9 protein-coding genes and 1 tRNA gene are annotated in these 11,721 nt (G+C 73.1%); 5 read left to right on the top strand and 5 right to left on the bottom strand.

Annotated features, from left to right (window positions below; translation table 11 throughout):
- Positions 1 to 1,232, bottom strand: a 1,232-nt coding sequence (locus tag NS184_RS12780) for a TPM domain-containing protein (protein WP_193750472.1), incomplete at its 3' end; no start/stop codon positions are given.
- Positions 1,233 to 1,539: 307 nt separating this feature from the next.
- Here NS184_RS12780 and NS184_RS12775 point away from each other — a divergent pair.
- Entirely contained in the window at positions 1,540 to 1,743 is a 204-nt protein-coding gene (locus tag NS184_RS12775; protein ID WP_152998211.1) for a hypothetical protein, read from the top strand.
- A gap of 40 nt (positions 1,744 to 1,783) precedes the next feature.
- Positions 1,784 to 2,350, top strand: coding sequence for a 4'-phosphopantetheinyl transferase family protein (locus NS184_RS12770; RefSeq protein WP_058726491.1), 567 nt, complete (start codon positions 1,784 to 1,786; stop codon positions 2,348 to 2,350).
- On the opposite strand, the gene map is transcribed toward NS184_RS12770, so the two are convergent.
- Positions 2,334 to 3,101 (bottom strand): type I methionyl aminopeptidase, encoded by a 768-nt coding sequence (gene map / locus NS184_RS12765; protein WP_058726490.1) that lies wholly within the window; start codon positions 3,099 to 3,101, stop codon positions 2,334 to 2,336. The genes NS184_RS12770 and map overlap by 17 nt on opposite strands.
- A gap of 31 nt (positions 3,102 to 3,132) precedes the next feature.
- Between map and NS184_RS12760 the strand changes: the two genes are divergently transcribed.
- Positions 3,133 to 3,441: a helix-turn-helix transcriptional regulator gene (locus NS184_RS12760; RefSeq protein WP_058726489.1), complete on the top strand. Its 309-nt coding sequence runs from the start codon at positions 3,133 to 3,135 to the stop codon at positions 3,439 to 3,441.
- Positions 3,442 to 3,509: 68 nt separating this feature from the next.
- Here the strand turns inward: NS184_RS12760 and NS184_RS12755 are convergent, their stop codons facing one another.
- Together NS184_RS12755 and NS184_RS12750 are read right to left on the bottom strand one after the other, a co-directional pair.
- Entirely contained in the window at positions 3,510 to 4,829 is a 1,320-nt protein-coding gene (locus NS184_RS12755; RefSeq protein ID WP_152998210.1) for a M1 family metallopeptidase, read from the bottom strand.
- Between the two features lie 8 nt (positions 4,830 to 4,837).
- Positions 4,838 to 8,809: a Pls/PosA family non-ribosomal peptide synthetase gene (locus NS184_RS12750; RefSeq protein ID WP_058726488.1), complete on the bottom strand. Its 3,972-nt coding sequence runs from the start codon at positions 8,807 to 8,809 to the stop codon at positions 4,838 to 4,840.
- Between the two features lie 150 nt (positions 8,810 to 8,959).
- Here NS184_RS12750 and NS184_RS12745 point away from each other — a divergent pair.
- Positions 8,960 to 9,031: transfer RNA gene (locus NS184_RS12745), tRNA-Arg, on the top strand.
- Between the two features lie 260 nt (positions 9,032 to 9,291).
- On the opposite strand, the gene NS184_RS12740 is transcribed toward NS184_RS12745, so the two are convergent.
- Entirely contained in the window at positions 9,292 to 9,852 is a 561-nt protein-coding gene (locus NS184_RS12740; RefSeq protein ID WP_058726487.1) for a hypothetical protein, read from the bottom strand.
- Between the two features lie 58 nt (positions 9,853 to 9,910).
- On the opposite strand from NS184_RS12740, the gene argS reads away from it, so the two are divergent.
- A complete protein-coding gene (argS, locus tag NS184_RS12735) occupies positions 9,911 to 11,581 on the top strand; it encodes an arginine--tRNA ligase (protein WP_058726486.1) in 1,671 nt (556 codons plus the stop codon).
- The last annotated feature ends 140 nt before the right edge of the window (positions 11,582 to 11,721 follow it).

Genomic DNA, 11,721 nt, shown 5'->3' with positions numbered 1-11,721 from the left:
GCGCGGGCCGAGGCCTCGGCGAACGTCGTCTCGGCGGCGGTCGCGGAGGCCGTGAGCTGCTGCACCTGCGCGAGCGCGTGCTGCGCGTCCCGCACGGCGACGACCGCTTCGCCCTTGTCGCCGGCCGCGATGGCCGCCGTCGCCGCCGCGGACCGTTCGGTGGCGTAGTCGAGCACCTGCTTCGCCTGGTCGACGTTGTCCGCCACGGTGGCGAGGGTCCGGCCGGAGTACGACGCCCGGACCCGATCGAGTGCGGCCGAGGCGGCGGCGACGGACGCGGGTGCCCGGGCGACGTCCGCGGCGAGGGTGGTCGACGCGTCCTCGACGCCGTCCTCGAGCGCGCGGAGCTTGTCGAACGACTCGGTCTGTGCCTCGATCGCAGCGTGTGCCTGCTCGCAGATGGCGATGATCTGGTTCGCCCATTCGGCACGCTGCTGCGGGGTGTCCGGGATCTCGTCGTCGAGTTGCTGTTGGAAGGTGAACGCCTGCCGGACGTTGCGCTTCGCGGTGGCGACGGCGTCGGCGAAGGGCTTCGCGGCGTCGGAGCCGAACTGTGCCGTGGCGAACCCGACCTCTTGCTCGGCGGTCTTCAGTTCGTCGTCGATCGTGACGAGGGCGCCGCCGGCGGTGCGTTCGAGGCCGGCGAGGGACGCCTCCCGAGCCTCGGCCGCAGCGGCGGTCCGGCGCTTGTTGCGAGCACGGACGGCGAGCACGACGACGACGATGGCGATCACGACGACGAGCAGCACGACCCACAGCGCGGTGAGGTCCGGCGGGTCTTGCGTCTGTGCGAGCCCGTCGGCGAACGCGGTCGCGGCCGCGGCCCAGTTGCGGTCCCGGAGCTGCGGGACGGCGTCGTCCTGGTAGGCGTTCTCGACGTCGGACGACGACAGGTCCGTCTCGTTCGTCTGGTGGACGTCCGCGATGCGGTCGTCGACCGCCACCGCGAGCACGATGCTGTCCGAGTCGATCTGGTTCTGCTGCCGGAACGCGTCGCCCCACGCGGTGTGGTCGGACGGGTCCGAGAAGGTCGGCACGTAGACGACGTAGAGCTGCGTCTTCGTCTTGTCGTACAGGTCCTGCACGGCCTGTTCGACCCCTGCCTGCTGCGCGGACGTCAGGGCGTCCGCCCGGTCGACGACGTACGCGCCTCCCTGCAGCTGGAACGGTGCGGTGGCGTGCGAGGCGGTCGCAGGCACGATCACGAGGAACGCGGCGAGCAGGGCGGTCACCAGACGAGTGGTCCAGCGGAACGCACGACCGGTCCTCCCGCTCGCCGAACCGGGTCCGGCCTCGACCGGGCGTCCGCCGTGGACCGTGCGCATCCGTCCTCCATCCGACCCTCGGGCCCCGTCGTCGGTGCCTCGGACGGCACCTCGGGGCGCCGTTGTCCGGAGTCTATCCAGGGCACGCACTCGCCCGTCCGGCGATCCGGAGTCTGTGGATGAACATCCGTCATCCGCACAGGTCCGGGAGGTTTGTCCCCCGCACCGGGGTATGCTGACGCCACTGTTCGACGACGAGCGGAAGGGGACAGCAATGGAGCGAACACTGAACACCGAGGTCGTCCCGCTCGAGGACGGCTACCACCGGGTGTCGACGCCGGCGAGCGGCGTGATCGGTTTCGTCCGCGAGGACAACGGCCGGTACGAGGTCCTCCGCGGACGCGTGCGCCAGGCCACGCGCTCCGAGGGGCTCTACAGCACGATGAACGTCGCGCTGATCGCGCTGACGCACGCCTGATCCGGCCGCACCGCACCCATCACCCACGTAGGCTCCCTGCGTGGGTGACTCGTGCCTCCGGTCCGTCGTCGTGACGCTCCGTCCGTCGGGAGCGGACCACGCGGCCGACCGGGAGGCCCTGGTCGCCGCCGTCGCGTCGGCGACGGGCGTCGACGTGGCCGCCGTGCGCGCGGGGCGCATGTGTCCGCACTGCGCCAGTGTGTCCCACGGCCGACCGTGGGCCACGGCGGACGGACGACAGGTGGGCGTGAGCCTGTCCCGGACGACCGGTGTGACGGGACTCGCGGTCGCCCCGGGAGTCGTCGGGATCGACGTGGAGCGGGTGTCCCGGGTGGCGGCGGCCCCGCTCGCGGTGTTCAGCCCGGCGGAGGTCGCGCGGGCCGGCGGGGACGCGGGTGTGCTCGCCGCGTGCTGGGCGGCGAAGGAGGCCGTGCTGAAGCGCGACGGCCGAGGGCTGCGGGTGGACCCGTCGTCCGTCGACGTCGACGTCGACCGTGGGGTGGCGTCGTTCGAGGGGGCCGAGCACCGGGTCGTCGTCGTCCGACCGCAGCCCGACCTCGTGCTCGTGGTCGCGGCGGGGGGACTACCGGTCACCTGGGGAGCGTGAGCACCTCCGCGCCGTCCTCGGTGATCGCGATGGTGTGCTCGGTGTGCGCCGTGCGGGCTCCGGTGGCGCTCCGGAGCGTCCAGCCGTCCGGGTCGGTCACGAGGACGTCGGTGTCGGCCATCACCCACGGCTCCAGCGCGAGGAGGAGCCCGGGTCGGAGGGTGTAGCCGCGTCCGGGTCGACCCGTGTTCGACACGTGCGGATCCTGGTGCATGGTCGAACCGATCCCGTGACCGCCGAACTCGACGTTGACCGGGTACCCGGCGCCCTCGAGGACGGTGCCGATGGCGTGGGACAGGTCGCCCGTCCTGGCACCGGGCCGGGCGGCGGCGATGCCGGCGGCGAGGGCGCGCCCGGTCGCGTCGACCGTCGCGGTGTCGGCGGGGTCCGCGGTGCCCACGACGAAGCTGATCGCGGCGTCGGCGGCGATCCCGTCGAGCGAGACGGCGAGGTCGAGGGTGAGCAGGTCGCCGTCCGCGAGCACCCGGTCGTGGGGGAGGCCGTGCAGGACGGCGTCGTTCACGGCCGTGCAGATGGAGTGCCCGAACGGGCCGCGGCCGAACGACGGCGCGTAGTCGACGTAGCAGGACTCGGCACCGGCGTCCTCGATGAGCTGCTTCGCCCACCGGTCGATCTCGAGCAGGTTGGTGCCGACGCGGGTGCGCTCGCGGAGGGTCTGCAGGATCGTGCCGACGAGCGCTCCGGTGCGGCGGGCGCGGTGGACCTCGGCGGGGGTCAGGATCTCGATCACGGGATGATCGTACCGGTATTACTATCGGTGCATGGTCCGTCTGCCCCTCAGTCCTGTCGAACTCGCCCGTGGTCGTGCCCTCGGGGCGCTGCTGCGCGCCGCCCGCGCCGAACGGTCGATGCTCGACGTCGCACTCGCGGCCGGGGTGTCGCCGGAGACCCTGCGGAAGATCGAGACCGGGCGCATCGCGACGCCGTCGTTCGGGACCGTCGCGTCGGTCGCCGCCGTGGTCGGGCTCTCGCTCGACGACGTCTGGCGCGAGGTGCGCCGTGCCGGCGAGGCCGTCGCCGGCGACCCGTCCGAGGCCGCGGCCCACACCGAGCCCGCAGGCGTCGCCTGACGCTGCCGACGCCGAGCCTGCCGGCGTCGAGCCCACGACCGCCGCCACACGGAGGGCGGTGCCTGCCGTCAGGCTGCGGGTGGCTCCGGGACGCCCGGCTCGTCGATCCACGGTGCCGTGACGGCCCGGACGGCGTCGACCGGCACCCCGGCGGCGCCGGCGAACGCGTCGAGGACGTCCTCCGGAGCGACGGAAGCGTGCCGGTGCCGCTCGGTGATCGTCCTGAGCCCGGCGAAGAACGCAGCGTCGCCGACCGTGCGCCGGACCGCGTGCAGGGCCAGGGCACCGCGCTTGTAGACCCGGTCGTCGAACATGTCCCGTGCACCAGGATCGCCGATCACGAGGTCCTGGGGCTCGTCGAGGAGTCCCTGCCGGTGACGCTCCGCGAGCACGTCGGCGGTCTCGCCGCCCCGGTGCTCGGACCACAGCCACTCCGCGTAGCAGGCGAAGCCCTCGTGCAGCCAGATGTCACGCCACCGTACGACGGTCACGGAGTTGCCGAACCACTGGTGCGCGAGCTCGTGCGCGATCAGCCGGTCGGTGCCGTGCTCGCCGTCGACGTGGTTCCGACCGAACACCGCGAGACCGTGGGCCTCGAGCGGGATCTCGAGCTCGTCGTCGGTCACGACCACCCCGTACGTGGCGAACGGGTACGGACCGAACCGGTCGGTGTAGAGCGCGAGCATGTCCGGCACGCGGCCGAAGTCGGTCTTCGCCGCGGACTGCAGGTCCGCGGGATGGTGCAGCGTCACCGGGACGTGCGGACTCCGGAGCTTCGTCGTGCGGTACCGACCGATCTGCACGGTCGCCAGGTACGTTGCCATCGGTTCCGTCGTCGCGTACGTCCAGGTCGTGCCGGCTCGAGCGCGGTCGGTGCCGAGCAGCTCGCCGTTCGCGAGGACGTCGTAGGCGGCCTCGGCGGTGATCTCGAACCGGTAGGTGGCCTTGTCGTCGGGGCGGTCGTTGCACGGGAACCACGACGGCGCCCCGGTCGGCTGCGCAGCGACGATGACGCCGTCGGTCAGTTCCTCCCATCCGACCTGGCCCCAGGGACTCCGGATCGGACGCGGCGTCCCGCGGTACTTCACGTGGACGAAGAACTCCGTGCCGACCGCGATCGGCTCCGCCGGCGTCACCGTCAGTTTGTGGGTCGCGGTGCCGACCTTCTTGGCGCGCGTCCCGTCGACGTCCACCCGGTCGACCGTGAGCCCGTGCAGGTCGATGACGATCCGTTCGAGGTCCTCGAGCGCACGGGCGGTGATCGTCGCGGTGCCGTCGAGCCGGTTCGTCGCCACGCGGTACGCGAGACGGAGGTCGTAGTGCACCGCGCTCCACCGACGGTCGCCGCTGTGCGGCGTGTACGGGTCGGCGCTGGGGTTCGGCTTCACGGTGCCGCTCAGTCTGGCACGACCACGGCGTCGGCCGTCCCGCCAGCGCGCCCCGCGGCCGGAGCGCCGGACGGCGCGACGCCGCCGGACGGCGCGACGCCGCCGGACGCCCACGGCGGGGCGAGCCACGGTGCGATGGGGTTGCCCGACCACAGCGACCCGGCCGGCACCTGCTCACCGCGCATCACGAGCGACGCCGGCCCGACCGTCGACCCCGCGCCGAGCCCCGCCGCGGGCAGGACGACGCTGTGCGGGCCGAGTGTCGCGCCCCCGTCGAGCCGGACCGCGTCGAGCTGCATCACGCGGTCGTGGAAGAGGTGCGTCTGCACGACCGTCCCGCGCGACACGGTGGCGCCGTCGCCGATCGCCACGAGGTCGGCCTCGGGGAGCCAGTAGGTCTCGATCCAGGTGCCACGGCCGATCCGGGCGCCGAGGGTCCGCAACCACGCGGCGAGTGCCGGAGTCCCCGTGCACTGCTCCGCGAACCACGGCCGCGCGACGGTCTCGACGAAGGTGTCCTGCACCTCGTTCCGCCACACGAACGACGACCACAGCGGGTGCTCGCCCGCGTCGATCCGACCGACGAACGCCCACTTCGCCGTCGTCGACACCGCTGCCGCGACCGCGCCGGCCACGATGAGCACCGGGCCCGCGAGCAGCACCGTCCACCCGAGGCCGGTGGTCGACCACAGGCCGAGGAGCGTCCCCACCACACCGAGCGCGATCGCCGCCGACACCATCGGCGCCAGGAGCCGCAGCAGCTCCCAGCACCCCCGTGCCACCTTGAGCCGCCGCGGCGGCCGGAACGTGCGCTCCTCGTCGAAGGTCGTCGTCGCACGCCGCAGTCGCACGGGTGGGGTACCGAGCCACGACGAACCGCGCTTGGCCTTCTTCGGCACCGCGGAGAGCACGGCCACCAGGGCCTCGCGGGGGACCGACCGACCGGCGCCCGTCATCCCCGAGTTCCCGAGGAACGCCCGGCGCCCCACCTTCGACCGACCGATCGTCACCCGACCGCCGCCGAGTTCGTAGGTCGCGACCATCGTGTCGTCGGCGAGGAACGCCCCCGACGCGATCTGCGTCAGCGCCGGGATGAGCAGCACGGTCGAGATCTCCGTGTCCCGACCGACCCGGGCGCCCAGCAGCCGGAGCCACAGCGGCGTCACGAGCGAGGCGTACACCGGGAACAGCAGCGTCCGTGCACCGTCGAGCACCCGCTCGGTCGTCCACACCTGCCAACCGACCCTGCTCCGCACCGGGTACCGGCCCGCGTGCAGCCCCAGTCCGAGCAGCCGCACCGACGCCACGACCAGCAGCGCGTACACGAACCCGGCCACCACCGTCGCGAGCGGCACCACCGCGAGCGCGCGGAGCACCGCCGCCCCGAGGGTCGGTGCCGCACCCACCAGCGCCGCCGTCACCGCGAGTCCCGCCGCGACCCCGACGACGGGCAGCCCGGCCACCGCGACCGAACCGGCCCCGTACGCGACGAGCCAGCGTCGACGGGAGGCGGGGCGCGCCTCCCGGTCGTGCCGAGCCGACCCGACGCGCTCCGCAGGCGAACCCGCCCACCGCTCGCCGTCGGGGACCCGGCCCGTCACCGACGAGCCGGGCTCGACCTCCGCCTCGGCCCCCACGTGCGCGCCCGGCAGCAGCGTCGACCGGCTCCGCACCACCGCGTCCGCGTCCACCCGCACCTGCCCGAGCCGGAAGACGTCCCCGTCCACCCAGTGCCCCGCGAGGTCGACCTCGGGCTCGATCGACGCCCTGGCCCCCACCCGCAGCATCCCCGTCACCGGGGGCAGCGCGTGCAGGTCCACGTCCCGCCCGATCCGTGCCCCGAGCGCACGGGCGTAGTAGCTGATCCACGGCGCACCGGCCGTCGACGGGCCGTCCACCGCCTCCGCGATCCGCTCGGCGAGCCACACCCGCACGTGGACGGACCCGCCACGGGGATGGTCACCCGGCCGGACGCCGAGCAGCAGGAGCCGCGCGAGCACCACCGTCACCGCCATCTTCCCCACCGGGGTCACGAACACCAGCAGCGCCAGCACGAGCCACGGCAACGGGACCGACGGCAGGAACGGCAGCGACGTCACGTGCAGCACGGTCGAGACCAGCGCCGTCCACGTCAGCACCCGCAGCCCGCGGAGCACCTGCACGGGCAGCCCGAGCACCGTCAACAGGAACCCCGTCGCCGGGGACACCGGCGCCACCGGCCGCTCCGACGCCGCCGCCGCACCGGACTCGTCCAACGCCGCAGCCAACGCACCGATCCGCGGGTGGTCGTACACGTCCGCCACGGTCGTCGTCGGGAACCGCTCGCGGATCGCCGACACCAGCTGTGCCGCCGTCAACGACCCACCCCCGTGCGCGAAGAAGTCGTCGTCCACACCCGCGACCGGCACGCCGAGGATCGCCGACCACCGCTCCGCGATCCACGCGACCGTCTCCGGGAGGTCCGTGACGTCGGCGACCCCCGGCAGCGGCCACGGCAGCGCCGCACGGTCGACCTTCCCCGACGTCCGTGTCGGCAGGGAGTCCACGACCGCCACCAGCGGCACCAGTGCCGCCGGCAGCGCCGCCCGCAACCGAGCGTTCGCCGCGGCGACGTCCACGGTCCGCCCCGCCACCGGCGCCACGTACCCGACGAGCACCTGGTTGCCCGCCGGGGTGCGCTGCACCACCGCGGCACCACCCGCCACGTCGTCCAACGCCTGCAACGCCGCGTCCACCTCACCCAGCTCGATGCGACGACCACCGAGCTTCACCTGGTCGTCGGCCCGCCCCTGGAACACCAGTCCCTCGGGCTCGTAGCGCACGAGGTCACCGCTCCGGTACGCCCGCTCCCACCCGAGCTCCGGGAACGCCGCGTACTTCTCCGCGTCCTTCGCCGGGTCCAGGTAACGACCCAGCCCGACACCGCCGATCACCAGCTCGCCGACACCGCCGGGCGCGACCCGCTGCCCGGCCTCGTCCACCACCGCGAGGTCCCAGCCGTCCAACGGCAGACCGATCCGCACCGGCGCACTCCCGTCCATGAGTGCACCGCACGCCACCACCGTCGCCTCGGTCGGCCCGTACGTGTTCCACAGCTCCCGACCCCGGCTCGCGATCCGGGCCGCCAGCTCCGGGGGACAGGCCTCCCCACCGAAGATGACCAACCGAACCTGCTCCAACGCGTCGTCGGGCCACAGCGCCGCGAGCGTCGGCACCGTCGACACCACCGTGATGCCGTGCGCGATCAACCACGGTCCCAGGTCCACCCCCGTCCGCACCAGCGACCGCGGCGCCGGCACCAGGCACGCACCGTGCCCCCACGCCAGCCACATCTCCTCGCACGACGCGTCGAACGCCACGCTCAACCCGGCCAGCACCCGGTCACCGGGACCGATCGGCGCGTCCCGCAGGAACATCCGCGCCTCCGCGTCCACGAACGCCGCCGCACTCCGGTGCGTCACCGCGACACCCTTCGGTACCCCGGTCGAGCCCGACGTGAAGATGACCCACGCATCGTCCACCAGCCGGGGGAGGTCAGCGCTCGCCGCGGGGTCGATCACCGGCAGGGGCGTGCCCTCCCGGTCCGCGAGCACACCGCCCGCTCCCATCACGCCGACCACGCCGGCCTCGCCGAAGACCAGCGACGCCCGCTCCTCGGGGTCGTCCGCATCGACCGGGACGTACGCGGCCCCGGCCGCGAGCACCGCGAGGACCGCCACGTAGAGGTCGCGCCCCCCGGACGGGATCCGGATGCCGACCCGGTCGCCCTGACGGACGCCCCGGCGTGCGAGGTCGTCTGCCTGTGCGTGCACGGCGGCGAGCAGGGCCCGGTAGTCGAGTGTGCCGTCGGGGTCCTCGAGCGCGAGAGCGTCGGGGTGCGTCGTCGCGGTCTCGGTGAGGACGTCGAGCAGGGTGCGCGGCGCAGGAGCACGGCCTCCGCGTGCGAGCTCGTGCTGCGGGTTCCCGGTGGCGGTGGTCATCGAGTCCTCTCCCCGGTCGTGTGCTGGGCGACCGGGCCGCGATCCTAGGGGGCCGAGGTGACGCGCCGGGAAACACCGTTGCGCGGTCTCGTGCGACACGCCCTGGTGCGGAAGGGTGCCGGAGACCTGCTACGGTTGGTGACACCCCGGGCCCCCATAGCTCAGGGGATAGAGCACTGCCCTCCGGAGGCAGGGGCGGAGGTTCGAATCCTCCTGGGGGCACAGTCACATTTCCGCGCAGGCTGACGTTCTCGCTGCGCTCGATCGGCAGCGCGCGATGTCGCGTTCCGCGACCGTCCCCCGTGGTTCCTTCCGGCGCAAGCGTCGCCAGCTGCGCTCGATCGGCAGCGCGCGATGCCGCGTTCCGCGACCTTCCAGGGGCCGGTTCCGCTGCATGCGTCACCTTCCGCGGGCGACCACGGGACGGCCGGGAGGCGCGGGGCGGGGCCGCCACGGGCCTCCAGGCCGGCGTGTGGTCCCGTCTACTTCGTCGTGGCCGGCTTCACGACGCCGCGGACGGCGTCGACCACCGGCTGGGCGCCGCCCGGCTCGGTGAAGAGCGTCGACGACGCGGTGATCCAGTACGGGTCGGCGAACGCGTCCGCCCGCCCGACCCCGTCGTCCGCGAGGTCGAAGTAGCCCTCCACCGTGTAGGTCGGCACCGAACCGCCCCGCTGGTACAGCGCGTCCTTGAGGTTCGTGAGCGACTTCTCAGGCAGGTCGGCGACGGCGAACGAGATCGTGACCGAATGGTCCGAGACCTCGCGGAACTGGCACGCACGCCCCTGTTGCTGGACGATCCGCGCCGCCGGCGTCCCCTTCGCGGGACGGTAGGACGCCACCTGCTCGAAGGCCTGCCCGTAGACCGCGAGCGACTCGAGGGGGAGCAGCTCCGCACACGTCTGGGACACCGGCTTCCCGATCGGCGTCGGGGACGGCGTCGGTCCCGATCCACCGCCACCGGAGCACCCGGCGAGCACGGCCACGGACGTGGTCGCGAGGACGGCGGCGCTGATCGCCCGGACGCGGCTGCGGGAGGTCATCCGGCCATGATGGTGCATCGTCCGGGGAGGCCCGTGGACGCCGGTAGGATCGACCGCTATGACACCAGCCGAACTCTCCGCCGCGTACCTGTCGATCCTGACGGGGATCGTGGAGCGACGAGGTGTCTCGGACACGGTGACCGTCGAGGAGTCCCACGCGGCCCTCGAGCGGCCGAAGAACCGGGCGCACGGCGACTGGGCGTCGAACGCCGCGATGCAGCTCGCGAAGCGCGTCGGGACGAACCCCCGCGAGCTCGCGACCGAGATCGCGGGGGAGCTGACCGAGCTCGACGGCGTGGCGTCGGTCGACGTCGCCGGCCCCGGCTTCATCAACATCACGCTCGATGCGGCCGCCGCCGGTGCGATCGCCCGCACCATCGTCGACGAGGGCGCCGCGTTCGGACGTGGCGACCTGTACGACGGGGTGAAGATCGACCTCGAGTTCGTGTCCGCGAACCCCACCGGTCCGATCCACATGGGCGGCGTCCGCTGGGCCGCGGTCGGCGACAGCCTCGCCCGGGTGTTCGAGGCGCAGGGCGGGCTCGTCACCCGCGAGTACTACTTCAACGACCACGGCGCGCAGATCGACCGGTTCGCGCGTTCCCTCGTCGCGTCGGCGCTCGGCGAGCCCACGCCCGAGGACGGCTACGGCGGCGCGTACATCGGCGAGATCGCGGCGCGCGTGATCGCGACGCTGCCGGCCGGGTCCGACGTGCGCGACCTGCCGCGGGACGAGGCCCAGGAGCTGTTCCGGCGCGAGGGCGTCGAGTTCATGTTCGCCGACATCAAGTCGTCGCTGCACGACTTCGGCGTCGACTTCGACGTCTACTTCCACGAGAACTCCCTGCACGAGTCGAAGGCCGTCGAGCGCGCCATCGAGCGGCTGCAGTCCCTCGGCAAGATGTACGAGGCCGAGGGCGCGCTCTGGCTCCGCACGACCGACTTCGGCGACGACCGCGACCGCGTCGTCATCAAGTCCGACGGGCAGCCGGCCTACATCGCGGGTGACCTGGCGTACTACCTCGACAAGCGCGAGCGCGGGTTCGAGCGGAACCTCATCATGCTCGGCGCCGACCACCACGGCTACGTCGGTCGCATGATGGCGATGTGCGCGGCGTTCGGTGACGAGCCGGGCAAGAACCTCGAGATCCTCATCGGGCAGATGGTCAACCTGCTCAAGGACGGCGAGCCGATGCGCATGTCGAAGCGCGCGGGCACGATCGTCACGATGGAGGACCTCGTCGACGCCGTCGGTGTGGACGCCGGCCGGTACGCCCTCGTGCGGTTCGCCAGCGACACGTCGATCGACATCGACCTCGACCTGTTGACGAAGCGGACGAACGACAACCCGGTCTTCTACGTGCAGTACGCCCACGCCCGCACGCAGTCGGTGGCCCGGAACGCCGCGGCCTCCGGGGTCGACCGGTCCGCGTTCGACGCCTCGCTCCTGACGCACGAGACCGAGAGCACCCTCGTCGGAGCCCTCGCCGAGTACCCGCGGGTGGTCCGCCAGGCCGCGGAGCTCCGTGAGCCGCACCGCATCGCCCGCTACATCGAGCAGCTCGCGGGGCTGTACCACCGCTGGTACGACTCCTGCCGCGTGACGCCGCTCGGGGACGAGGCCGTGACGGACCTCCACCGCACGCGCCTCTGGCTGAACGACGCCACCGGGCAGGTCATCCGCAACGGCCTCGGCCTCCTCGGGGTGAGCGCGCCCGAGCGCATGTAGCGCTGACGCGGGCGCGGGCGCTGACGCGGGCGCGGCGCTGCGCCGTCGCGCGTGTCGCACCACGAACGCGACATCGAACACTGTCTCTTTCACACCTCGGACGCTGCCGAGGAATAGAGAGGTTGACAGAACAGTGGACA

This window comes from Curtobacterium luteum (assembly GCF_001475545.1).
Classification (GTDB): Bacteria; Actinomycetota; Actinomycetes; order Actinomycetales; family Microbacteriaceae; genus Curtobacterium; species Curtobacterium luteum_A.
This window is presented reverse-complemented; position numbering and strand designations above follow the sequence as displayed.

Bases quoted from the DNA above. Each gene is read 5' to 3' on its own strand.
- NS184_RS12775 (WP_152998211.1), top strand. From the start codon at position 1,540: ATGGAGCGAACACTGAACACCGAGGTCGTCCCGCTCGAGGACGGCTAC.
- NS184_RS12760 (WP_058726489.1), top strand. From the start codon at position 3,133: ATGGTCCGTCTGCCCCTCAGTCCTGTCGAACTCGCCCGTGGTCGTGCC.
- NS184_RS12750 (WP_058726488.1), bottom strand. From the start codon at position 8,809: ATGACCACCGCCACCGGGAACCCGCAGCACGAGCTCGCACGCGGAGGC.
- NS184_RS12740 (WP_058726487.1), bottom strand. From the start codon at position 9,852: ATGACCTCCCGCAGCCGCGTCCGGGCGATCAGCGCCGCCGTCCTCGCG.
- argS (WP_058726486.1), top strand. From the start codon at position 9,911: ATGACACCAGCCGAACTCTCCGCCGCGTACCTGTCGATCCTGACGGGG.